This window comes from Paenibacillus sp. V4I7 (assembly GCF_030817275.1).
GTDB lineage: Bacteria > Bacillota > Bacilli > Paenibacillales > NBRC-103111 > Paenibacillus_E.
This window is the reverse complement of the sequence record NZ_JAUSZD010000002.1, coordinates 1,283,470-1,306,866: the sequence shown is the minus strand read 5'-3', so window position 1 is coordinate 1,306,866 and position 23,397 is coordinate 1,283,470. Positions and strand designations below refer to the sequence as shown.

At 42.7% G+C, this 23,397-nt stretch carries 23 protein-coding genes and 1 pseudogene; 6 read left to right on the top strand and 18 right to left on the bottom strand.

Annotated elements, in window-relative coordinates; genetic code table 11:
• Positions 1–274 precede the first annotated feature (274 nt).
• The 8 genes from QFZ80_RS07325 to QFZ80_RS07290 all read right to left on the bottom strand — a co-directional run bounded on the left by QFZ80_RS07325 (position 275) and on the right by QFZ80_RS07290 (position 9,173).
• Positions 275–739 (bottom strand): bacterial transcriptional activator domain-containing protein, encoded by a 465-nt coding sequence (locus QFZ80_RS07325; protein WP_307558111.1) that lies wholly within the window; start codon positions 737–739, stop codon positions 275–277.
• Positions 740–1,484: 745 nt separating this feature from the next.
• Complete coding sequence (locus tag QFZ80_RS38870) at positions 1,485–1,622, bottom strand: GNAT family N-acetyltransferase (RefSeq protein ID WP_373460378.1); 138 nt, start codon at positions 1,620–1,622, stop codon at positions 1,485–1,487.
• Between the two features lie 239 nt (positions 1,623–1,861).
• Complete coding sequence (locus QFZ80_RS07315; protein ID WP_307558109.1) at positions 1,862–2,182, bottom strand: hypothetical protein; 321 nt, start codon at positions 2,180–2,182, stop codon at positions 1,862–1,864.
• 124 nt (positions 2,183–2,306) lie between these two features.
• Positions 2,307–3,098, bottom strand: a complete 792-nt coding sequence (locus QFZ80_RS07310; RefSeq protein ID WP_307558107.1) for an SDR family NAD(P)-dependent oxidoreductase — start codon at positions 3,096–3,098, stop codon at positions 2,307–2,309.
• A gap of 185 nt (positions 3,099–3,283) precedes the next feature.
• Positions 3,284–4,294, bottom strand: coding sequence for an AraC family transcriptional regulator (locus tag QFZ80_RS07305; RefSeq protein ID WP_307558106.1), 1,011 nt, complete (start codon positions 4,292–4,294; stop codon positions 3,284–3,286).
• A 2,048-nt stretch (positions 4,295–6,342) separates the two neighbouring features.
• A complete protein-coding gene (locus tag QFZ80_RS07300; protein ID WP_307558103.1) occupies positions 6,343–8,157 on the bottom strand; it encodes a glycoside hydrolase family 43 protein in 1,815 nt (604 codons plus the stop codon).
• A 170-nt stretch (positions 8,158–8,327) separates the two neighbouring features.
• Positions 8,328–8,462 (bottom strand): hypothetical protein, encoded by a 135-nt coding sequence (locus tag QFZ80_RS07295; protein ID WP_307547868.1) that lies wholly within the window; start codon positions 8,460–8,462, stop codon positions 8,328–8,330.
• A 249-nt stretch (positions 8,463–8,711) separates the two neighbouring features.
• Complete coding sequence (locus QFZ80_RS07290) at positions 8,712–9,173, bottom strand: GNAT family N-acetyltransferase (protein ID WP_307547870.1); 462 nt, start codon at positions 9,171–9,173, stop codon at positions 8,712–8,714.
• A 301-nt stretch (positions 9,174–9,474) separates the two neighbouring features.
• Between QFZ80_RS07290 and QFZ80_RS07285 the strand changes: the two genes are divergently transcribed.
• The gene (locus QFZ80_RS07285) at positions 9,475–9,582 is read left to right on the top strand and encodes a YjcZ family sporulation protein (RefSeq protein WP_307558101.1); all 108 of its coding nucleotides are present in this window, start codon (positions 9,475–9,477) and stop codon (positions 9,580–9,582) included.
• Between the two features lie 248 nt (positions 9,583–9,830).
• Here QFZ80_RS07285 and QFZ80_RS07280 read toward each other — a convergent pair whose 3' ends face one another.
• From QFZ80_RS07280 to QFZ80_RS07260, 5 genes are all read right to left on the bottom strand, one after another.
• Entirely contained in the window at positions 9,831–10,703 is an 873-nt protein-coding gene (locus QFZ80_RS07280) for a class I SAM-dependent methyltransferase (protein WP_307558099.1), read from the bottom strand.
• A 221-nt stretch (positions 10,704–10,924) separates the two neighbouring features.
• Complete coding sequence (locus QFZ80_RS07275) at positions 10,925–11,434, bottom strand: GNAT family N-acetyltransferase (RefSeq protein ID WP_307558097.1); 510 nt, start codon at positions 11,432–11,434, stop codon at positions 10,925–10,927.
• A gap of 269 nt (positions 11,435–11,703) precedes the next feature.
• On the bottom strand, positions 11,704–12,144 hold the full coding sequence (locus tag QFZ80_RS07270) for a GNAT family N-acetyltransferase (protein WP_307558095.1): 441 nt from the start codon (positions 12,142–12,144) through the stop codon (positions 11,704–11,706).
• A gap of 375 nt (positions 12,145–12,519) precedes the next feature.
• Positions 12,520–13,035: a class I SAM-dependent methyltransferase gene (locus QFZ80_RS07265; RefSeq protein ID WP_307558093.1), complete on the bottom strand. Its 516-nt coding sequence runs from the start codon at positions 13,033–13,035 to the stop codon at positions 12,520–12,522.
• Positions 13,019–13,354 carry a hypothetical protein gene (locus QFZ80_RS07260; protein WP_307558091.1) on the bottom strand — a complete coding sequence of 112 codons (336 nt, stop codon included), beginning with the start codon at positions 13,352–13,354 and terminating at the stop codon, positions 13,019–13,021. Before QFZ80_RS07260 ends, QFZ80_RS07265 begins: the two co-directional genes overlap by 17 nt.
• Before the next feature lie 260 nt (positions 13,355–13,614).
• On the opposite strand from QFZ80_RS07260, the gene QFZ80_RS07255 reads away from it, so the two are divergent.
• Entirely contained in the window at positions 13,615–13,956 is a 342-nt protein-coding gene (locus QFZ80_RS07255; protein WP_307558089.1) for a substrate-binding domain-containing protein, read from the top strand.
• A 92-nt stretch (positions 13,957–14,048) separates the two neighbouring features.
• On the opposite strand, the gene QFZ80_RS07250 is transcribed toward QFZ80_RS07255, so the two are convergent.
• Positions 14,049–15,056: an aldo/keto reductase gene (locus QFZ80_RS07250; RefSeq protein ID WP_307547880.1), complete on the bottom strand. Its 1,008-nt coding sequence runs from the start codon at positions 15,054–15,056 to the stop codon at positions 14,049–14,051.
• A gap of 115 nt (positions 15,057–15,171) precedes the next feature.
• Between QFZ80_RS07250 and pdxR the strand changes: the two genes are divergently transcribed.
• Positions 15,172–16,584: a MocR-like pyridoxine biosynthesis transcription factor PdxR gene (gene pdxR, locus QFZ80_RS07245; RefSeq protein ID WP_307558087.1), complete on the top strand. Its 1,413-nt coding sequence runs from the start codon at positions 15,172–15,174 to the stop codon at positions 16,582–16,584.
• Positions 16,585–16,894: 310 nt separating this feature from the next.
• Here the strand turns inward: pdxR and QFZ80_RS07240 are convergent, their stop codons facing one another.
• A complete protein-coding gene (locus QFZ80_RS07240) occupies positions 16,895–18,067 on the bottom strand; it encodes an MFS transporter (protein WP_307558084.1) in 1,173 nt (390 codons plus the stop codon).
• A 29-nt stretch (positions 18,068–18,096) separates the two neighbouring features.
• Positions 18,097–18,300: a nitroreductase family protein gene (locus QFZ80_RS07235; protein ID WP_307558082.1), complete on the bottom strand. Its 204-nt coding sequence runs from the start codon at positions 18,298–18,300 to the stop codon at positions 18,097–18,099.
• A gap of 196 nt (positions 18,301–18,496) precedes the next feature.
• Here QFZ80_RS07235 and QFZ80_RS07230 point away from each other — a divergent pair, with 196 nt between their 5' ends.
• Complete coding sequence (locus QFZ80_RS07230; RefSeq protein ID WP_218103225.1) at positions 18,497–19,087, top strand: TetR/AcrR family transcriptional regulator; 591 nt, start codon at positions 18,497–18,499, stop codon at positions 19,085–19,087.
• A 663-nt stretch (positions 19,088–19,750) separates the two neighbouring features.
• The gene (locus tag QFZ80_RS07225) at positions 19,751–20,155 is read left to right on the top strand and encodes a VOC family protein (protein ID WP_307558077.1); all 405 of its coding nucleotides are present in this window, start codon (positions 19,751–19,753) and stop codon (positions 20,153–20,155) included.
• 905 nt (positions 20,156–21,060) lie between these two features.
• Here the strand turns inward: QFZ80_RS07225 and QFZ80_RS07220 are convergent.
• A pseudogene (locus tag QFZ80_RS07220) lies at positions 21,061–21,407 on the bottom strand (DUF4260 domain-containing protein).
• Between the two features lie 756 nt (positions 21,408–22,163).
• Here QFZ80_RS07220 and QFZ80_RS07215 point away from each other — a divergent pair.
• Entirely contained in the window at positions 22,164–22,451 is a 288-nt protein-coding gene (locus QFZ80_RS07215; protein WP_307558075.1) for a TetR/AcrR family transcriptional regulator, read from the top strand.
• Positions 22,452–22,542: 91 nt separating this feature from the next.
• Here QFZ80_RS07215 and QFZ80_RS07210 read toward each other — a convergent pair whose 3' ends face one another.
• The gene (locus QFZ80_RS07210) at positions 22,543–23,307 is read right to left on the bottom strand and encodes an SDR family oxidoreductase (protein WP_307558074.1); all 765 of its coding nucleotides are present in this window, start codon (positions 23,305–23,307) and stop codon (positions 22,543–22,545) included.
• Positions 23,308–23,397: the final 90 nt, after the last annotated feature.

Below are 23,397 nucleotides of genomic sequence, written 5' to 3'. Positions count from 1 at the left end.
TATCATTATAACTTTCTAGCATTGCGAATTGTTCTCCAATACATGGAACTCTGCGAAGTTTGTATGAAATTTAATATCTAATAATAAAGAAGAGGGCTTATCCTAAGTTAATAGAAAACGTCATTAGTTAAATAATAGAGAAGTTCTATATATACAAAGAAACCACCCATTGTCAGGAGTGGTTTTGTCTTCATATGTTGATGTATATTCGTTTTGCCCTGAGCAAAACCGCGTAGCATCAAGCCTCGCGGTTTTTTAAAACTATGTAATTAACTTATTTTCTGTCAAATCGGCTTACCAACATCTCGTATAGCTGTGTTAGTTCCTCAGAAGGACGAATGCCAAGCTCCCGGCTAAGAAGCCGAGCATAACCGGTATACAGAACGGTCAATCCTTTTTTGTCCCCGGTCTGGTTGCGTATCGTCATCAGCAGACGTACAACAGATTCGTCAAACGGATAGCGCTCGTTCAGCTTGAGCAGCAGCTTGGACGCAGCATTCATATCCCGCAAGGAAATTAGCGCTGCGGCAAGTTTTACTGAAAACGACGCGTACAACCTTGCATAGCGCTCCGTTTCGAAAGTGGCCCACACATAGGCTTTGTCCCCGAACAGATCGCCTGTATACAGCCATTCGATTTGCATCGCTCTATCCACATTCGAGGCATCAATGGATTCTAGCTTCTCCGCTTGCTTTTCGAATTCCACGTAATCGATTACGGGATCCTTTAATTCGAGCACGTAGCCATCGTTCTCCGAGCGCACGACCTCGCGCATGCCAAGCCGATATGTTAGTCATTATTCTATTTGCGCTTGTGTTTCAACAACAGGTTGACATTTATCTAAATTTAAAATATAACTTGTACGGATTCTTCAACCATGGAGTTGACTGGCTGTCTCTAATCCCTATATTGGGCTTATTCCCGGCGGCCATTCTTATCTTTTTTAACTTCTATCCTTGGAATAACAGGAAACGATCTATCATTTACGTTTTTTGTGTAACTGTGGTACTCATTGTATTTGAATATTTCTCGCTTCTTTCCGGTTACTTTTATTACAATGGGTGGAAGTTATGGTGGTCTGTAGTTGAATATCCATTTCTTCTTTACATCAATATTATGTTCTTTATATTTTATAAAAGTATTAAAGATCATCGCCTCAACCGGCATGACGCCAATTCACGTTAGTGTTCAAGGAAAACAAATATTAGACTGAACCCAATAATAGAAACAACGGCAGCCAGGGACGTGAAATAAAGTCCTAGAAGCCGCTGTTTTATTGAACTAACGTTCACCGTTAGTTCAATAAAATTCAACTGACTAATCCATCTAAGCCACGCTAGTATATGTTATCAGAAGATAATGCCTTCTTCTAATCAGCTACTATAATATCTCTTTTCTAAATGATATTAGCCTCAGTTGCTCATCTTCCTTGAAGTTATTACATTTAGATAATTCAACATCAAAGAACTCGTCGTCTCTTTCATTCATTCGAATTGGTTTACGTGTCTATGAAGATTCCCTTCTCGACATTTTTCAACTAGCTTTTGAACTATTTCAGTTCCAATTCCTTGTTTTTGATAACTTGGATGGACGACGATACCGCATATACAGGCATTAATCACACCATATTGCAGATAACTATTCCAGTCTACGGAATCATAAAGCTCAAACAGATCAACACAATTGGATAAATGGCTACTATAGTGAAAATCCACAAGAACCTCTCCTTTTGACTTCTCTTAAATGCATAGCAATAACCATACACGTAGCCCTTTTCGATTGAACTATCGTTCTGCGTTAATCGGAACGACTTGTCCTTTCTTTTATGACAAGTATCTTGGGCCAGAATTTCCGCCTCTACTTACATACTTTTTAGTTCTTCTTTTGAGACAACACGCCAACCGTGTCCTTTAAGTTTGTCTAGATAGGTTTCTACTTTAATGTCTTCCATTTCCAACACAAGTGGTTGTAGAGAAACATAGCATTCATTTGAATCATAATGGATAGTAACTTTTACAACTTCATATCCATTATGAAATCCTGGGTGGAATCCTGGATCATCTATTATGTCCCCTTTAACAGGACGAATATTAGATTCAAATGTTTTCATCATAAATTCCGTTTTGTTATGTTCTTTTTGTTCTTTCACCGATGAAATAAAAATCATTAAATTAATTTTCATTGATTTCCCCTTCTTATGGTCAAAATTATATAATAATTTTCACCCTTTACTTCAATGACAAAAAGTAATGACGCGATCTGCTTTGTTTAACGTTCTCCGTTCTATAGTCGAAATAGAGTTTATGTTAAAAAATTGTAGGCACCATGCCCCCGTCCATACGGATCGGAGAACCTCTAAATGCGGATGCATAAGGGCTGCATACGAATGCAGCCAGCCTGCCTATTTCAAAAGGCTTGATAAACCGCTGTATTTCGGATTGGGGCAGGTTTGCAGCCATAAATCTTTTCTCTTTTTCCGAAAATGCCATCTCATCAGGAAACAAACTTTCAATGATTTGATATACATTTTCGGAAAGCGTTGGTCCTGGCATGATTGTATTGGATGTGACTTCCGTTCCTATCGTTAGTTTAGATAAGCTTTTTGACAGTGACAATAACATGGATTTGGTCATACAATACTGAGGCATTTGCCCTGAAGGCATAATCGCTTCTTCACTTGCAATAAAGATTATTCGTCCATAATTGCTATTCAACATTTTAGGCAAATAAAATTTGGATAATCCATTGGCGGCAAGGACATTCGTTCGGAAGTATTTTTCCCATACTTCATCGTCAACGTCCTCATATGACATGATTTCATAAATACCCATATTGTTAACCAGAATATCGACATGGGGATATTTCTCAAATAAAGCTTCTCTTTGCTGCATATCCACAATATCGGCTGTAGCATTCTGAGGAGAGGTAGCCGTGAATTCCGATTTCAATTCATTTACGGTTCGTTCTACCTCTTCATTATTCCGTCCATTAACGAGGACATTGACGCCTTCTCTGGCAAGTTCAATGGCAATTGCTTTCCCTATACCTTTCGTCGATCCGGTTACTAAAGCTGTTTTGTTCCTTAATCCCATATTCATAACATATGCTCTCCTTTGTTATCATTCACGGCAAGTAGTGCATTCTTGTGCTCCGGATAGAGATAATATTACTTTGTCTGGATCGTTCGGTAACTAGCGTACAACGCCAAATTTCTTGTTTAACCCGCCAATTAATGAAACCCGGAAAATGCTAGCCTTGCGTGGAAGGGGTTAGGGTAGGGATTCTATGATGGATGGTTTGCCCTTAAATATTCGGAACGCCAATTTGAAGGAGTATTGCCTTCCCAAAGGCGAAAGGCGCGGTAAAACGAGTTCTGGTCTTCATATCCAATTAAGAAAGCCACTTCTTTTATATCGAGTTTGGGGTTTGCCAAGTATTCACAAGCCTGTTCATGCCGAGCCTGTGTCAACAGCTGCTTGAAAGTTATGCTTTCGTCGGTAAGACGGCGCTGCAGTGTACGATCGCTCATGTCCAACTCGCTCGCCACAGCCCGAATGTCAAGGCGCCCTCCGGTTAGGCTGCGCTTCAAGATCCACTTGACCATCTCGGGGATTGAACGGCTGCGCTGTTCATCCAATGATCGGTCCAATACGGGAGTCAGGATCTCCAGCAACTCTTTGTTATACGAAATAAAGGGGCGGTCCAGATCTCTTCGGTGCAGTGTCAATCGGTTATTGGTTGCACCAGTCCGGATAGGGCACCCGAAGTAAGCTTCAAGGGCTTTTACATCGCCCAACGACTGAGAAATTTCCACGGATCGTGCAGTTAAAGGCTGGCCCGTGCCCCGTCGCCCAAGCTCTAGAAGAAAGGCCAGCGTGGTTCCTACCAACACTGACGGTCCGGGTTGCTCGCTACGCATCCATTCCAATTCGATTGTACAGCGCTCGCCCTCTTCGGTTATACGCAAGCTTTCCGGAGGGCACAGTTGTTTGTACCGGGCCATTCGATTAAGGGCGTCGCGATAGTCACGAGCATGGTAGGTCGCTAAGACGGTCGGTGGGTATTGTGTCGTTTCAAAGACGGTTACAAGCTTGATGATTCCGAAGGCAGTGTCACCAACGAGTTCGGAGTATGCTTGCCAGATTCTGAAATATTGGTCGGCGGTGGCTCCAGCTGGTTCTGTTATAATGGTGAGCGGCAGCCGCGCTTTGCGAGCTACGTCGTGTGGGGCAATTCCCAATTGTTGTAATCCCACCCAAAATCCCGGCGGGAATTTTATACGGTCAGATTTCATTACGTATGGATCTCCTTTAGTTGCTTACCTATTCGTTCCGGTTATTATTAAGTATACATAAGAATGCTCTTATCTTCATTAAAGACATGAAGCCGCGCAGCCCCGTTGACTTAAATTTTTCTTCACAAAATTTAGGGATGCATATATGTGCACTTTAATCCTTATGACACGGGAATCGGCTGTTTGAGAGGAAAAATTTAGATTATACTGTATTAAAACAATACGAAGAATTAAGAGAAATTGCGCCTGACACTTTATTTTCACAGAACTCTAAGAACGATACTTTGTTCTTGATCTATTTCAGGAAAGTAGAATGGACAGCACATCTTAATCCCTCATTTCTTGATCGATCCCCTATTACAATCCACTTATTCCCATTATCCTGCCCGTTAGTTCAGACGCCATTACAAGTCTTATGTAGTGTAGTGCTTAGGAAAAAAGTAAATAAGGCCATCATTGCCTTCTCTTCTGTAAACTCAATCAAAATACATTTCTGATCCAAAGGAGGAAAAAGTAAATTGGCTTGCCTTAGATCAGTTTGATAGTTTGTATGAAGATTTTAATCTGAAGGTTCATAATGAAAAAAAGGCACATGCCTGTGCCCTTTTCACCTATCTGTTATTGTCTGATAACTAAAATATCACGAGGAGGTCTACCGGTACTTTGGATCTGTTGAATTTGGGAATTTGTAAGGTTGCGTCCTACTAAAATTAAAGAAGAAGTTAGATTATTGAAATTACCTAAATTCGACACGTTTTGGCGTCCACGAAATATGCGAATGGATCCCTGGAAGTTAATTCGTGAAAACAAAACTAGTGTCACAGAATCTGTGGTTGAAACATTTCTTAGACGGAAACTGGAAAGAACGTTATCAAAACGAAATGCTCCCAAATCTCGAACTGCTACACCTCCACGTCTAAGAACAATCCGCCGATTTGTAAAATTATTGCCAGAGAAAAGTTGGAGCCTTACGTCTGTGTTTGCCAAATCTATCACCCTTTCTTTTGGAATGATATATTCTATGATAGATTCATAAGAAAGGTTTGGACAAATATGCGTGGCAAACAACCGTTTTCCTGTATATAACTGAATGGAACAAAATGAATACGGATGAACATGGGAGAGCGACTGAAAGTGAAAAAAGCCCCAGTTCTTGTATCATGTGCTCATTAGTTCCTTACACAATTAAAATTATTTTTCTGCAGTTCCACGTAAACTCTGCTAACTCAACTATATTTCTGCGTTAGTTAAATAAACAATGTCTAATGAAAATAATGTTTTAGACTGGAGTTATTTATATAACGTGATTTTTCCAGTATAAATTCGGCAGCCTTCGCAAAATAAGTTTTAGACTGGTTCAATAAAAGAAACAGCAGCCGAATAAGACGTGAAAATTAAAGTCTTAGACTGCAGCTGCTGTTTCGGCCTGTGATTGTACTAACGTTTCCGTTAGTTCAATCATTTTTGAGCATAATCGCGCAAAAAAAGCCACCGCCCGAGAGGTTTTGGCATTTCAATATCGATATGAAGGAGTCTCCAAATTTGCAAAGACCTTATTCAAAATGGGGCCCCAACTAACCGCCGATTAAAGGAGAAAAAAATTCCCATGATTCCAACTAAGTTTGAAAAATACCGAGAGTTACTCCCAGTATTAGCCATCCATGCCCCTCACGGTGCACCACGGAATACTGAAAAATTCGCATATTGATCGTTACTTTCAGAGTAGTTCAATGATTCCTGAAGTAATAGAAAATAAATCCCTACTGATCAAACCGATCAGCGGGGATTTATCTTTTGCTGCAGCTTTTAATTCATTCGTTTTATAGCAATTATCGAAAAGGTGACAGGGTAACGTCCCTTTTGAAGAAATTTATATATTGGAGTACTCCCTACGCACCAAAAATAAAGTCATCTCGATCCATACCCCCAACTTAATTCACCACAAACCCGCACCACGAAATATTCATAAGATTAATCAGGTTACATATAATGTGTTTTAGTTTTATATGCGGGGGAGGCGTTTCGCCGCCCCGTTTGTGCAACATCCTCTACAGCTGCACCTGCTGCATCAGCCCATCTTCGCCGAAGGTTAGCGGGTCTATGCAGACTTCGCGATGATAGCCTTTTCCTTGTGTAAACCGGGTCAGCGGCGTGACAAACCGGTGATACGCAATCCAATACTTATCGGCGCCCGGCTCCTGGAGAATAGAATGATGAGCGGTGCCAAGCATATCCTTTTCCTTATTTTTGACAAGAACCGGGTAGCGGTAAGTTACCGGCCCGTAAAGATGCTCTGCCGTGCCATAGTTCACGTGGTAATCCTCGCTGCCAGTGTCGTCGCAAGACCACGTGAAGTGATATTCCCCGCCTCGCTTGAGAACGGTGACCGCCTCCCGGAAGTCGTGCAAGCCGACAAGATTCTTCATCGTATGCTCAATTACGGATACCATATCTTCGCCGAGCTGTACGATTGCAGGGTGTGCATTTCCAAACAGCAGGTAAGCCGTACCGTCATCCTCAATAAAGACGGATGGGTCAATGGCCTGGCCCATGGCGATTCCCAGACGCTTCATCTGTTCCATGGTAATAAGCGGCTCCGGTTGCGCACGAAACGGCCCTGCCGGAGTTTCGGCAACCGCAACACCTATTGCGCTCACTTCGCTTTCCATTTTGCCACAGAAATAGAAGTAATATTTACCGTTTTTGCTGGAAATGGCCGGAGCCCATGCGCTGCCGACAGCCCAGGTTACGTCTTCCGTCGCAAGATCTAGAATCACGCCTTCGTCTTTCCAAATACGCATGTCAGCGGAAGAAAACGCATGAAATTGCGTGCCCGACCAGCCCGTGAAGCCATCGGTTGTGGGATATAGGTAATAACGGTCGCCGAACTTCGCAAGATCTGGGTCGGCGAATTGTCCGGGCAGCACCTGATGCCCATCGCCGAACGCCGCCAGAAGGCGGTTGCATTCATCATCGGTAATCGGGAGGACACCGCCATGGCGTTTCTTGGTTTTCCCCAAATCGAACGACCCTTCCGGCAGAACCCGGAATTCACCGCTTTCAAGGTCGGAGGTCAGTAGGGGAAGGTAACCCTTTCCTTCCGCAAAGCGATCCACAATAAGGCACCACTCCTTGCGGTCGCCTAGCTTATAAATTTGCGGGCCTTCCACTCCTAACAATTCTTCCAAAACCGGAGCGTTCAGACTGGTGAATGAGTCTTTATCCAGTGATGTGCCTTTTTCGACCCGGATATTCTTCGTCGTTTCATCCTTGGAAAAACGGTAATAGGCACCATTGTGGGCAATTATTGTTGTGTCAATGATATGGTTCTCCCGTTCAATATACTTTTCAGAGACTGTAAAGCTGCGAAAATCCTTGGTGCGAGCACTATAGATTTTTTGTTTCCGCTCTTTTTCATGCGGTCCCTGCGTCGCGGAGGCCCAAAACACCAAGAAATCGTCCGAGGCTTCGTCATAAATAGCCTCCGGCGCCCAGACGCAGCCGGCACCCGGTACGCCAAGCGTGACTGCCCATGGTGAAGACCAATGCACCAGGTCGGCGGATTCCCAAATGATAATGTCGCGGCTTCCTTCAGTCGCCGCAGCGGACCAGCCCTTTCCGTTTGCAATGCGGAGATCCGTGGCAATCAGATAAAACTTGTCCTCCTTGGGCGAGCGCACTAAAAACGGATCCCTCACGCCCTTTTCCCCCAGTTCGGAACGCAGAACCGGCAAGCCCGCGTTCAGGTCTTTCCAATGCAGGCCGTCCTCACTGTAGGAGAAATAGACCTGCTCGCCGTCAGTCTGTTCCCCGATAAAATGCACCAAAAGATAACCTAAATAGTTGTAATTATGTACTGACAAAATAAAGCCCTCCTTGCTGCGATTAAGTCGCATAACTTGATGTATTTTGAAGTCTGATTCTATAATTGTATCATATACCATATCTGTTCAGCACCCTAAATACTGCGGGGGTCCGCTGCATGAGATGACCATGGAAATCCGTCGTAAAATTGCAGTGGTGTCGCCATAACTCAAGCTCGTGGAGCATGTGCGGCCATTGCGAGCGCCATGAGACGCAAACGCCGATCCTCACGGTCACGGTCGATTATCAGATGGAGGTTGGCACTTGGTGACAGCTTCGCTGGTACTACCCCATGTTGGATCACGAAATACTCCCTATTCTTGATCATTATCTCTCTCCCCCTTGAGGAAGAGTGTCTGCTGTTTATGGGGAATTTTCAAGTGCCGTTATTAGGAATTGTTGCGTTATACTGCCCGGTAGCGGAATAGGCCACCGAATTTATTATCGGTAGCCTGCTAGATCTAGTTATGAAGCTATCCTTCTTACGTTAGCTGAACGACCAGACCTTGGTGAAACTAAATAATGATAAAGAGAAAATGAATATCCAGCTCCTCTAGGCAGTTATTAATACCCATTCATATATACATTTTTGACGTTCACCTTCTTGATACATGTCATTATGTGGAGGTAGGTCAACTATTTCAATAAGTTTTGCACCAATATATACACATGTTTTTCTTGATGGTTCATTGTCTGGATTACAAGTAATGATTATTTTTTCCATACCATGTGCTACTGCTACTTGCTTAATTAGATTACAAGCCTTTGCTGCATAATGATTACCTCTAAATCTTTCGATTACTGAGTAGCCGATGTGTCCACCAAAATAAAGTTTTTCATTATTGCCAATTCGAACAACAATCTTTCCCGCCTCTTCCGATGAGCCGTTTAAGACAATATTGTATTTATAAGCAGGGACGAAACCCTTTTCTTCATCTGCTGGAACTCTCTTTTCAATAACCAAATCTATTTCTTCACCACTTATGAAGTCAAAACCCAGAAATTTAAAAGCCACATTCATCCCTCTTTTGCCCCATAAATTAAATTATGAAGAGATTGATTCATCCACCACCTGTGGGTTCATTATCTGAAATGTACTCACACTCATAAATTTTAACATAATATTCCACATACCAGAATTGAAAAGTCCGGGAATCCTTATGTAGTTAAACTGCCCGTTAGTGCAATGCCGCTTAGCCCGATCCCGCACCTCGACTCGGCGGTTGCCCCCCAATGGCATACGTACAAGCAAGCACTATGTACCGAACATATATTTATACCGTAGTGAAAAATCACCTGAGGGGAATGAGTAAAACATGGGATATGGTGTAGCAGCAGAAGGTTATGGTATGGGTCGTAACGTAGCATTTGTCTTGGTTCTTTTTATTCTTTTGGTAATCATCACATCAGCTTTTGCAATTTAAATTTCTTAATCCATCAAGAGAAAAGGCAACGAGTGGTCAAACCTCTCAATGCCTTTTCTTCATATTTGGATCAAGAAAAACAAAAACGGCCTATCGCAAAATTCATGCGAACACGGGCCGTTTTTGTTTATTTTAAATGAGGGGGTAACGAATGAATGAGTATGCAGATTGCGTGCGCTGGGTAATATCAATATACGATCAAGTTGATGGTTCCGCATTAGGTCGATTCCCCATTTTGATTACCCATTTTAGGCAAACTTTAGCGGCAGTTGGACTGTGCGAATCGTCGCGTCCGTGTTTTTATGAGATCCGGGCATCCGATTTATAATATTTGGATAGTAGTACCAGATGTATTCAATCCAAGGTGGTGCTATATCTGCAAAATGTCCCCAACTGCCAGGCAATGACTCAGGATCATTACTTTTAATTTCAGAGAAGTAAGCAAGAAGAAACCCTTCATTAATTAATCCATTCATAATTCTGCTTAATGATTGCCTGTATTCTCTCGGCTCTTGTATTTTAATAGGGGACTTGGACTGATCATACACCCACTCTTGATCTGGATAAGATGTCACAGTTTCTTCTTCATAGGGATGTTTTAATGTGTATCCATCCCCATTCCAGTCATTGTGAGTTAACCCTGAGAAGAAAGGATTAGCACACATTAGATGATATAGCCCACCCGCTTTGAGAATACGAGATACTTCATGAAATACCACTCTTGAGTCTGGAACAAATGTAAGGGAATACGGATGCCAAACTATATCAAATGAATCACTGTCGAAACAAGATAAATCCCGCATGTCACCTTGAAATAAACTAATGGCAACCCCATAATGTTCTGCTGCAGCCTTATCACGTTCTAATTGGGATGGGGAAATGTCAAAGACCGAGACAAAGGCGCCTAGCAAAGCAAATGCAACTGACTGCTGTCCTCCACCACTTGCCAAACAAAGAACAGTCTTTCCGGATAAATCCCCTTTAACTCCTAGCCGATCCAATCCCAAATAATCACGAGCTGTCTCTTTATCAAGATCAAGCTTTGGACGCGTGAACAAAGCATTTGCTTTAGCCAACGCTTCCCAACGTGCGAGATTATATAAATAGATCTCATCTTTCATACCCTGCACCACCTGAATCAATATTAATATTGATTGTATCATCTAATTAATTTCAAGTATCGGTAGAGATCTATTTTACTCAACAATCCTGCCAGTAAAGCAGCCGAACGGTTTTGCTGGCTGCCGTCGCGTCGATTCAACTAACGTATCCGTTAGTTTAACGGTCAAGTACAAACATGCTACTCAGAGTACACGAAAAACCATATGAAGACTCCTTATTTTCATTTAGATTTTGTCAGAAACAAGACCAAATCATCATCTACACGAACTTGACTTCCAGGTTCGACAGGCATGTTATTGTATATTATTCCTCTACCATCGGGGATGAAACCACGCTTTATGTAAAGCCTTTGTGCAGTTCCATAGTCAGCATATAGCCCAAATCCAATCCCAATAGTATTCGACTTAGCCAAAGCATTTTCTTCAAGAGCCTTAATCAATATACTTCCTATACCACGTTTCCTAAATGGCGGGATGACGTCAAAGTTTTGAATTTCAGGTATGCCGTTTTCAACAAAATAAGGATATTTAGATTTATATACAACATGTCCCCATCCTACAAACTCACTCTCATAAAACGCTAAGAGTGTGACTCTTTCTATACTTTGGTTCTCTTCCCAGCATCTCTTAACATAATCACGAGGTTTGCTTATGTCATGACCAGACAACCCCTTATATATCAAATCAATGTCATTCTGTGTCATCGGACGGATTCGAATGGGTATACTCATAACGTGACGTGTTTACCTCCCAAGTATTAAGATGAACCCAAATAATTGCCTAACTATCTAACATGATAGCAAATTAATTAGGATTAGATTGGTAAAGAATAACTATTGTTAAACTTTCCAGCTCGTTACTTTAATGAAAGAGGAGGAGCTGCATCGCTTCAAGCTCCTCCACTACCGTTCTGCGTTAGCTAAATGCCCTGGTTTACGGTTCCACACGCTAGTTTTAGGGCTATCCTTTGCTGAACTGCCCTTTGTTAGGGTGCAGCACGTTACGTCAGGTGCATAAAAATGGTCTCCATTGCTCCCCAAGGTGCTTCTTTCTCATCTGCCTTCATGAAGCCATATTTTTCGTACAAATTAATATGGTCACTGATAAGGTATACTTTATCAAAACCCAGTCCCTTCGCGTATGCCAAGGCAGATAAAATCAACTTTTCGCTTAATCGATTGCCTCTGTACTGCTCTCCCACAAACACGAATCCGATATAAGGTGAATAGGCAATATCAGGTATGCAGTCGGTTTTTGCTAAAGTGCAATAACCAGCAATGTGATCACCATCAAGTGCGGCAAAAACTCTTTCCCAGTCTGAAAAATCGCATTCTTTCATTTGTTTCGCTAAAGTGGCTCCTGCTCTCCATGAACATTCTTGCGCATACTCAGCAACGACTTGCCACAACTTATCGCTATATATAAGCGATTCTATTTGCACAGATACTCCCTTTCTTAAAGGCAGCCATCCGCTGGATAGCCCTTTGTTTATTATTTTACTAATTGCTTTCCGTTATCAAAACAGTGTTTAACTCTCCTCCCCTCCTATTCATAACTTAACAATACAACACTTGATATGAGCTAACATGGTAAAAAAGGATTATACGAAAACATCACCATCGATAGCAGCGTGACGAACGTCTGGGTCATGTTCATCGCAGCTAAACCTGATTGCCAACTTTCAAGAAGTGGGCCTACCCTAAACCGAATTTATCACCGGCAGCCTGATAGATCTTGTTATGAAGCTGTCATTCTGCGTTAGCGCAATAAACAACAATAATAGGGATTGCCTTAAATACAGCAATCCCCGTTTCCTTTATCCTTTTGTAGCTACAACCATAATTTCAATTTCATCTAAACTAATGTTTTGACGCTTCCAATTACCTGCCGTGCCGCCCCAAATGTTCTCAACCTTCAGACCTACCTGAGAAAACATCTGTTTCAATTCAAAAGGGAGGTATCTACGTTCCTTAACCTCAACCTGTTTTCTCCCTTCGGGCAAATCCCATTCATCCATATAATGCTCAACCATGGTTATAGGATTAAATCTGCCGGAATCAACGTTCTCCTGAGTAAGTTTGCGAATTTTAGAATATGCATTCAAGGTTGTAAGTACAAAGTGACCCGTTGGCTCCAGTGCGTCAGAGATATTTTTATTTGCCAAATCATGTTCAACTGGCTCCTCATCTCTACCAACTAAACCAAAAGCCCCTTCGCAAAGACAGATAACAGCGTCAAACGACTTTGTTGGTGAGTATTTTACCGCATCACAATGAATCCATTCGACATTTACATTCGCTTCACTTGCCATTTTTTTAGCTTCCAAAAGCATTCCTGATGATATATCGACTCCAGTGACCTTGTAGCCACGCTTTGCCAGTTCGATGGAATGTCTTCATACTATAAGGTGTTTTAAAACAATTCATATTGGTGTGTACTAACTCTTTTGTCCCCATGATATTTATCTCTCTCATCTTCTCATAAATACTACGCATTTCTTCCATGGTAAAAGTAATGTTTGCAATTGCATTCCCGTTGATTATCAAATCTTTTGTAACCGTATCTTGATAGGTATTTATTTCATTTTTAGTAACCTCTCCATAACCGAAACGAACCATGAAATCAAAATTGTTGGGCATTTCTTTTGGCATTTGGTTCTGTCCCTCATCGACTACCTTATGCCCGATATTAGAGCTTGCCCCCAAATTTGTATTCGTGCCACCCGTAAAACCGGGAAATATTTATTAGATAAATTTCCAAAAACAGGTGAGTCCACTGGCTGTGGAGTTAAGAGGTACGGAAAGGTCAACACCTTCCATAGGGTTTGCGTGATGTTATATTGATGCGCAAAAATTTTCGATTTTTAGATAGCGCTAATGCTGATTTTACTTTTGCAAAGGTAAAAGAAGTGATGAAAAAGTTTCTACAAGAAAGTGGAAGGGAAATTCGGGTTCTATATTCACACAACGATGATATGACTCTAAGCGCACTTGAAGCGATAGAAGAGTATGGCTTAATTCCAGGAAAAGATATCGTTGTAGTTACGGTCGATGGGACGCGTAAAGCACTCGAGAAAATGAATGAGGGGAAAATCAATTTCGTTGTTGAATGCAACCCTCTGTTGGGTCCTAATCTCATACAAGCTGTTAAGGAAGTATTGAAAGGAAGCACACTGCCTAAACGAATTGTTACGCCAGAAAATGTGTTTACACAGGTAACAGCCGCGAACGAGATCAACTCTCGAAGTTATTAAAGTAAATGCGCAGAACCAACCATTTCGCACAGAAAAAGGCTGCCAATGCAGCCATTCAACTTGTTCTGTTGTGGTTCAGCATAACGAGATATTCAATGCTTTGAATGAATGGACTGCTCCGTCATCAATTGTTGGATTTGCTGCACCTGAGTTTGGGTTAACGGACCGAATTCTAATGCTTTCGCGTTCTCTGTCACCTGTTTCACTTTGCGGAAACCTGGGATAGGAAGCGTCGTTTCGCTTCTCGCCCAAAGATAAGCTAGAGCACCTTGGGTGAGTGTCCGGCCATTCGAGGTCAAAATGTCTCGGATGCTCATCAATTGGCGGATCATCGTCGAAGAAGGCACGCCATCTTTGAAATAAGTCAACCAATCTAAATCGTTTCTGTGCCGGATATCCTTAGGGTCTGCGACAGTCACTACATCGGAGTATTTGCCTGTCAACAGACCCATTGCAAGAGGTCCTCGATTGATGCTTGCCAAGTGATGTTTCTCACAGAGTCGTATCATTTCGGCATTATCAAGAAATAGATTCATATCATGCTGAATGGCTGCACAATACGGGCTTTGAGCAAAAAATCGGGCACGGTCCGGTAAATCGGTAGACCAGCCGAAAAAGCGAATTTTGCCCTCGGTTACAAGCTCCTCGAGCACTTCCAAAACCTCTTGAGCCAGATGTACCGGATAATCGCCCAGATGGAATTGATACAAGTCAATATAGTCGGTGTCAAGTCTTCGCAACGAAGCCTCGCAGGCTTGTTTGATGTAAGCGCGGCTTGCATTTTGGCCAGTAGCCTCCTTGGTCTGCTCATTCGTAACAAAACCGAATTTGGTGGCAAGGGTCACCTCGGATCGCCGACCCTTTAATGCCTGGCCGATCACCCGCTCACTGTGTCCTGCACCATAATTATCCGATGTGTCGATAAAGGTAATGCCGTTGTCAATCGCACAGTGGATCGCGGCAATCGATTCTTGATCATCGACATCGCCCCAGCCGAATGGCTCACCTGTTTGTGCATCATGCCAAGGACCTCCGATTGCCCAACCGCCTATACCCAGCGCGCTTACTTCTATTCCGGATCTTCCTAATTTTCGTTTCATTTTATTCCTCATCTCCTTTGTTCTTGTGTTCTAGTTCAGTATAATAAGAACTATTGGTAATCATAAGAGCCAAAAACCGATTCATTTTAGGAACCAATTAGGAGGGGAAGGATGATTGTTCGGATTTAATCCTACAGCAGGTGTTGGTTCCATAACAAAGCAATTATGCGCTTATTTACGCGAAAATATTGAGAACGGGGCGCTCGCCCCTGGTCTTCAATTACCGCCAACACGTAAGGCGGCCCAGGAGTTGGGCATAGCACGGAACATCGTGATCGAGGTTTACGAGCAGTTAACCGCAGAAGGCTATTTGTTTACCCACATCGGATCTGGAACGTACATCGCCGAAGACATTCAAACCTCGCCGGTTCGGTTGCCGCCGCCACCTCCAGTACCGCAGTCTTCGCCCCCCGACTTGGGTATGAAAGAGAACGAATATATCGATTTTGATGCGGGTACGCCTGATTTGAGGCATTTTCCACGCAGACTTTGGAGCAAGTATGTGCGGGAGATCATGGAAAATGGGCAGGACTTTGTGTTTGATTATGGAGACGTTCAAGGAAATAAAGTGTTTAGAGAGGCAATTGCACGTTATGTATACCGCGTTAAAGGGATTCGTTGCAGCGAAGACCAAATCATCATCACTTCTGGAACGTCGGATGGTGCTCTTCTGCTTGCGTCCAGCTTCTCGGCTCTTTTTCGAACGGTTTATGTGGAGGAACCAACGATTGGATTTATAGCTGATATCTTTCAAAGATTAAGCTATGAGATCTACCCCGTCCCAGTTGACAGTCAAGGCATGGTAATCAACGAGATTCCCAACTCGGACACCAGTGGTTTAATTATTCTTACTCCTTCCCATCAATACCCAACAGGCAGCATTCTCTCGATTCAGCGGAGACGACAGGTTGTGAAACTGGCTGAAGCAACGAGGCATTATATAGTGGAAGATGACTATAATAGCGAGTTCCGGCATAAGGGCAGTCCCATTCCTCCTCTTCAGATCCTGGCCCCCTCTCGCGTTATCTATGCAGGCACGTTCAGTAAAACGTTATCGCCAGCACTGAGAATTGGTTTTCTCATCGTTCCTCCCGCACTGATTGATCAAGTTGTTCAAACGAGGATCGATTTAAATCTGAGCACATCGGGCATCACCCAAGCTGCCTTAGCTCGCTTCATGGAGGATGGACATTTGGATCGGCATATCCACAAAATGAAAGGTATCTATAAAAAGAGGCGGATCTTCCTGACAGAGCAATGTCAACGTTTATTCAATGATGGAGCTCAGATTTTGGGGGATGAAGCAGGCATGCACGTTCAAATCGCATTTCGACCGGAGTTATACGGAAAAATCGATTGGCATCAAATAGATGCTTATGGTGTACGTCTTAGTTCGTTCGATGATTATGCAAGGAATAAAGGCCGGCATCCCGGTAAGATTGTTTTAGGCTATGGGAAGCTGACAGAAGAGGAAATTGGCGAAGGATTACGAAGGATTCATTCGTTTATTGAAAAGCACAAGCTCTAATCTGAATAAACATGGGCTGCCGACCAGATGATCGACTGCCTTTTTAGCATTTATATGAATCCGTACGTGGACGCTATTCTGGAAAGAGCATTACAAGATATAAAAAGAAAGAACCAGCCCCTCCAAAAGAAGAAGCTGGTTTTTAATTCAGATGAAATGATCTTAACTATCCTGCACGTTAGTGTAATGAAGCTGCCGATCTGTGCTGGCAGCTTCGTCATGGAGCTATCGTTCTCCGTTAGTTGAATGCTCTTTGCACTTTCCAACTTCCTCATCTATTTCTTCGCTATCATAAAAAATCATCTAAAACTTAATCCACTGATTGAACCACCGAATGCCGTGATGCCATGCTGGACAATACAAACACAGCAATGATGGCGATGAGTACGCCGAGTACCCCGAACCAGGTAATGGATGCTAAAGAAACACGGTTAACGATCAGCCCGCCGATTCCTGCGCCGACAGCCATGGCAAGCTGCATCATGGAACTGTTCAAGCTCAGCATGACGCCCGAGGATTCAGGAACAAGCGAAACCAGGTTAAATTGCTGCGCAGGAGCTGATGACCAAGCGGCAAAAGACCAGAGAATCAAAATGGCGATTACGGCAATGACCGACTGTCCGACTAAGGATAACAAAATCAACGAAATGACGTGAAGCACCATCCCTGAAACGAGCGTGTATTTGATGCCCCGTTTATCCGCACTGTAGCCGCCGACTTTCGAGCCAATCAAACTGGCAACGCCGAACACGAACAGAGCTGCGCTAATCAATGATTCATTTAAATGAGTCACCTCTAGCAGAAAAGGTGATAAGTAAGTATAGGCAAGGGAATAACCTCCCAACCAGAAAAAAGTAATCGCTAAAGCAACCAAAACTTGAGGTTTTTTTAACAAAGCAAATTGTTTGATCAAAGGGACAGGCTTGTCGCCCTGCATACGTGGTATAACCGCAGCAATGACAAGCATGGCCAAGCCCCCGACAATTGCGATGGCCAGAAATACCGCTTTCCAGCCAAAATCCGAGGCTACCATTCTGCCGAGCGGGACGCCGATGATGAGCGATGCGGTAATGCCCATGGTAACGTTGGCGATGGCGATGGCCTGTTTACCTGGCGGAGCGATTTTGGCGGCGAAGCTGAGCGCATTAACTGTGACCACCCCGGCGCCTAACGCCGTAATGATTCTCGCGGCAATGAAGAAACCGAAGCCGGACAAAATAAATGTCAGCAGATTTGCGGCAATAAAGAGGCCCAGCGAATAAAGTAGGAGCTTAAGCCGGTCCATTTTGGCCGTCAGCGCCATCAAAATAGGAGTGCCGACCGCATAGGCCAGGGAATAAACCGTAATGAGCTGGCCTGCTGCCGCAACGCTTGTTCCCAACGTCTCTGCGATTCGGTCTAATATCCCGGAAACAATGTAATTGGATGTTCCAACTAAAAAGCTTATCAAGGCTAGAACGTTAACTTTCCATGTGCTCTTCATAATTCACTCTCCTGATGTGTTTTAAATAACTATATTTTTGTCGATATCGAGAAACCATCACGGCTTCGGGTTAGCAGCTGAAGGAGCCAGCGCGGGGCTTGCCGTAATGTTTCGGTCAATTCCTCCCGAGATATCTTGATCTCGGGATCATAGCTACTAACCGACAGGCGTTCTCGAATAATATCAAAAAAAAGTTGGTGCTCCTTCGTTTGCGACGGTTGTGAAACCGACATGGTTCTCTCTCCCCCCCTTTTGTAAAAAAAATGGCATTTATCATTTTGATTCAATACAACATTAGTCGTTTAAACAACATTTGTTGTATTTGTATGTTATAATAACAACCGAATGGTACGCAATCATCAATAACCATAAACCGTTGTATTGACAACACCATTTCTATAATGTTGTTTTACTGGGGAGATCTTAACTATGACGATTAAAAAAAATGAAGCTGATCCTCGTGTGATACGTACACGGCGACTCCTTCAAGACGCTTTTGCTTCATTAATTCAAGAAAAAGACTTTGAATCGATAACCGTTAGGGATATTGCAGAGCGGGCTACTGTTAACAGAGCGACTTTTTATGCGCACTTTGTAGATAAATTCGAAATTCTTGAGGCCAGACTAATGGAATCATTTATGACAATCATAAATCGTAGAATAAGCGGTCACGAAGTATTGAATGAAGAAACAATTCAGAGTATTTTTCTGGGGGTATGCGAATTTCACAAGGGTTTAAGCACTATGTGCAAAAGAAGAAATACATCGCTTGTACCTGTATTCGAAATTCAAATAAAGGAAAAAATTCAAACGATACTTCTTTCCTTTATAGACAAAGACAAGATGCTATCGAATCCAAACGCGCAATTCTTAATAAATACAGCTTCTATCATGTTAAGTTGGGGGATGTATGGGGCGGCTTACGTTTGGAACAAAGAGGGGTGTCTAATAAGTGCGGAATCATTCGTTAAACAGTCTTTGCCCTTAGTGATGAACGGAGCCAAAGAACTGCTGGGATAGGTCCTTTCGCTATTGCTCTGCCCTGCCCGTTCAGAGAACCATTAACTTAAATCACCGGTTGTTGTGTACACAATGAATCATCCCGCTATCCTTGTATACTTTACGACGACCTGGCCCCAATCTCATGACCATCCTTTCCGATCGCCGACTTGCACAGCATCTTTGTCTTGCCAATTCTGGATTTGACCATCTGGGTGGATTAGTACATCCGCCCTTCAGATGTGCTATAAAAAGCCTGCTGAGCATTTATATAGAGTCCAGAATGTCCTCTCCTGCAGCATTGCGCTTAGCTGAAAAATTTTATCAGGGGAATTGCCAACGGCATTCACCAAGAAAAACATTGGATGGACGAATTCGCTCTGATCAAGTTAGAATTCCTATTCGTTGACTATCTGGTATAAATACGAAACGAGCAGAAGTAATGAGTAAAGAGAGATGGTTAGTTGGGGGCTTAGTTTAAAAATAGGTCTGTAGGATGTAATAAGTTTACCGTAGCTAAACCCAAAAAATGTTAAAACGCTACTGACATACTGTTGTCAGTAGCGTTTTTTTATAATCGGAGTAAGTAATCGTAAAGGAGTGGGATATAGTGCGAAGTATTTTGGCCCAAAATGATATGATGCGGTATTATTGTATCATTTATAATAGGAAGGATGGTATCTCGTGAATTTTGCTTCAGTACGCATCATTACCGACGACGTGGATCGTCTCGTCGAGTTCTATGAGAAAGTCATGGGTGTTACGGCGGAACGCCCCGCGCCAATCTTTGCCGAACTCGTTGTGCCATCGTGCACTCTGGCGATCGGCCACACCCAGACGGTGCAACTGTTCGGCGCTGGTTCCGCAGTGGCGGCCGACAATCACACTGTCATCATCGAGTTCCGCGTCCACGATGTCGATGCCGAATACGAGCGCTTGAAGCCGTTTGTCGACGAGTGGGTAAAGGGACCAACCACGATGCCGTGGGGGAACCGTGCTGTGCTGTTTCGCGATCCCGACGGCAACCTGGTTAACCTCTTCGCACCGGTGACCGAGGAAGCGATCAAAAGGTTCAGCGGTAGGCGTTGACGAACAGTTGAAGTGAGTGAGGAGAATTTCGTAATTTGTAATTTTACTGACCGCTTCATAGAAAGAGACCATAGCAAAGAGCTATGGTCTCTTCATTTTATCTAGGTTCTTCATTATTTATTGAGAAATGGATCTATTTCGCAACCCTCGCTGATGCTGGCAGCCTATTTGTAATTGTGCTATCGTTTCCGTTAGCGTAATGACTATAACCAATTATTTTTCATTCCCGAACCGATACATTGTAAATATAGGTTAACTAAACTATTTAGAAAGGTGATTTAAGTGTATAAAATTCCAGGTGGAATAACTAATGCAACAGGTGTGGATGGAAGGATTGTAGCGTTGGTTTTCATTGGACTTGTAATAATGGTTATTATTGAAAGATTGATTAAACGAAAATAAAGTAACTTCAAACGTCATCCCTCAACCCTAGAGTTACTACAATACTCTACTGCCCGTTAGTTTAATCGCCGCACGCGTCATCTCATTAAAAAGCGTTCACCCAAGTGAGTGAACGCTAAGAAGAACTAATCATATTTTTATTCACTACTTCAAGACTTTATTTCTTACTTCAGAACTTTGTTTGTTACTTCAGAACTTTGTTTGTTACTTCAAAACTTTATTTGTTACTTCAAAACTTTATTTGTTACTTCAAAACTTTATTTGTTACTTCAAAACTTATTTGTCACTCGATAGCGTCTGTCGGGTGACAAATAAGTTTTGAAGTGCAAGAGTCCAGCAAACTCAAGGGTTTGCTGGATTTTCTTATAAAAGTGATTTACAAATTAAGTTTTGAAGTGATGTTTTCGGGCAAAAAACCTGAATTACAAATAAGTTTTGAAGTACTTCTTACAAACTATTGCTTACAGTCTCATTCAACTATCGTTCTGCGTTAGTTGAACAGCCTAAAGCCGATTGATGTGCGTATCTTTAAAGCCGATATCATTCTTCAACCCATACCCCATGAAACGATCGATTCCGATATGTGCCGTCCAAATCAACCCAATTTCAATTACGAAGTCCATATGTACAACGAGTCCAAACAAAAGGACAAGCGTACTGAGTAAATAAGTGTGAAAAAGATTGTAAGTTCTTGCACCTACCACATTTCCTTTCAAATACCCAAACATTGATATGTCAGGAGCAAGTATCAACAGGATAAACAACCACCAACTGAAATCGAAACGATAATAAAAAAAATACAAACAGTGAAAACTACCATATTCTCCAATTTGATAAGTATTTTGTTCATGGTTTATGATTACTCCTCCAATAATTCGGCCGAATGAAACTACCACTACTTACTAATGCCGCGGCGGCAAACTGCTCCCTTTCCCATAGAACTAAAGTTCCCGTTAGCGTAACGAAAAGGAAGCCGGTTGCTGCCGGTGTCTTTATTTAACTATAGTTCGCCGTTAGCCATCCATGCATCTCTTGCAATCCACCACAGAGCATGAAAGTTAACCCGTTCTTTCATGGTAGTTGAATGATTTTGCTTATTATTTATCATTTCATAAGAGGGCTAATCTCTTCGTGGCCTTTTGAAGAATTTCTACATCTTTATCTTCAGTAAGAATTATTATTAGTGAATGTGTTTCTTTTTTGTTCATTGCTTTCCTCATCCTTACAGATAAATCATACAGACTTAGTCCTTATCTTCAATGACAGCAATTCCATCTATTTCAAGAAGGCAAGATGGACGCGGAAATACCGAAACAAATAGAACGGTGACCAATGGTGGTTTCTCTAAGAAACCAGCCACTTCTTGGAATGCTTTGTAACCAATTCGCGGGTCGCTTCCATTAACTAAATAGATATTGAGTTTAACCAGATTGGCGAAACTTGCATTTTCAGAAGCTAAAATAAATCTTCACTGACAGTTACTGTCAGTGAACTTAAAACCCAACAGTATTATTCTAATTCACTATTTCTTCCTATTAGCTGATTATTACTGTTTAGAAAAATTCCAAATCGTGTTTTTTTAATACAAGATCCCAACAACCCGCTGTTGATCATTATGCGCGCAATAGCGAACCCCGAGGCTGCATCATCACTCAGCAAGTTGCTTGACCTAGACATCGTTCAACCAATTGCCGAACAGATTTCAGCTCCAGACAAACAATTAAGGGCAGAGCTTATTCTATCCCAATTGATTGGGTTGGCTGAAGTTCGGAATATGCTACGCAGCAAGGTCTTATCGACAACTCCGCTCGAACAACTGTTCGAAATGTTAAATCCAGTTTTTCAATATTATCTGACAGCAAACAAGTCTACTAACGAAAAGGATCTAGAGTGATGTGTAGACTAACGGAAAAATCAATAGCTGAATCCTGTCTCCCCAAAAAGAGTCCAAAGCGAAGGGCACCCGCATGGGTGCCGCGCCAGACTTACAAATGCGAACCTCCTGTTGCGTCCACTAATTGCCCTGTTACCCAGCGGCTGTCTGATGAGGAGAGGAACGCTACGATATCCGCGATGTCGGATGGTTGTCCGGCTCTGCCGAATACGGACTGTTCGCTAGCCTGTTTTTGTCCTTCCGGTGTATGCAGCCAGGAGGCATTGACGTCGGTATCTACAATACCGGGAAGAACGGAATTCACCGTAATCCCACGAGATCCCAGCAATTGAGCTAGGTGCAGGGTGAATGTGTTAATAGCCCCTTTCGTAAGATTATAGGCCATGAGTTGAGGATATGCGATACGCGTCACCCCGGAAGAGATGTTGATAATACGTCCTTCGTTACGAAGCAGGGGCAGCGCTTGCTGAACAAGGAAGTAAGGTGCTTTTACATTCACTGCGAACACCTCATCGAATGATTCTTCTGTTGTTTCTTCAAATGTATTTGACGTTCCAATCCCTGCATTATTTATGAGAATGTCGAACTTACTGTCTCCATTCATTCGAGTAAGCTCCGACCTCAAGGATTGGATCAATTCGGCAACGCCGGCAACGGAATTAAGCTTCGCTCCTATTGAAATAGCATTGCCCCCGTTCTCCTCAATGGCTCGGACGACATCAAGTGCTGCCTCATGGTTATTGCCATAGTGTATGGCTACCAGAGCCCCTTCTTCCGCAAGCCTTAATGCAATACCTTTTCCGATCCCCCTACTTCCACCAGTAACTAGTGCCGTTTTTCCGTACAACCGTTTCATATCTATCACTCCTTGTTATTTGTACCCCTACTGTACACTCTCCCTTTAAGGGGAGAGTCAAGACTTTCAACGAAAAAAATGCTCCACTCG

Bases quoted from the DNA above. Each gene is read 5' to 3' on its own strand.
- QFZ80_RS07315 (WP_307558109.1), bottom strand. From the start codon at position 2,182: ATGAAAATTAATTTAATGATTTTTATTTCATCGGTGAAAGAACAAAAA.
- QFZ80_RS07310 (WP_307558107.1), bottom strand. From the start codon at position 3,098: ATGAATATGGGATTAAGGAACAAAACAGCTTTAGTAACCGGATCGACG.
- QFZ80_RS07305 (WP_307558106.1), bottom strand. From the start codon at position 4,294: ATGAAATCTGACCGTATAAAATTCCCGCCGGGATTTTGGGTGGGATTA.
- QFZ80_RS07285 (WP_307558101.1), top strand. From the start codon at position 9,475: ATGGGATATGGTGTAGCAGCAGAAGGTTATGGTATGGGTCGTAACGTA.
- QFZ80_RS07280 (WP_307558099.1), bottom strand. From the start codon at position 10,703: ATGAAAGATGAGATCTATTTATATAATCTCGCACGTTGGGAAGCGTTG.
- QFZ80_RS07275 (WP_307558097.1), bottom strand. From the start codon at position 11,434: ATGAGTATACCCATTCGAATCCGTCCGATGACACAGAATGACATTGAT.
- QFZ80_RS07265 (WP_307558093.1), bottom strand. From the start codon at position 13,035: ATGCTTTTGGAAGCTAAAAAAATGGCAAGTGAAGCGAATGTAAATGTC.
- QFZ80_RS07260 (WP_307558091.1), bottom strand. From the start codon at position 13,354: ATGCCAAAAGAAATGCCCAACAATTTTGATTTCATGGTTCGTTTCGGT.
- QFZ80_RS07255 (WP_307558089.1), top strand. From the start codon at position 13,615: ATGAAAAAGTTTCTACAAGAAAGTGGAAGGGAAATTCGGGTTCTATAT.
- QFZ80_RS07250 (WP_307547880.1), bottom strand. From the start codon at position 15,056: ATGAAACGAAAATTAGGAAGATCCGGAATAGAAGTAAGCGCGCTGGGT.
- QFZ80_RS07240 (WP_307558084.1), bottom strand. From the start codon at position 18,067: ATGAAGAGCACATGGAAAGTTAACGTTCTAGCCTTGATAAGCTTTTTA.
- QFZ80_RS07235 (WP_307558082.1), bottom strand. From the start codon at position 18,300: ATGTCGGTTTCACAACCGTCGCAAACGAAGGAGCACCAACTTTTTTTT.
- QFZ80_RS07230 (WP_218103225.1), top strand. From the start codon at position 18,497: ATGACGATTAAAAAAAATGAAGCTGATCCTCGTGTGATACGTACACGG.
- QFZ80_RS07210 (WP_307558074.1), bottom strand. From the start codon at position 23,307: ATGAAACGGTTGTACGGAAAAACGGCACTAGTTACTGGTGGAAGTAGG.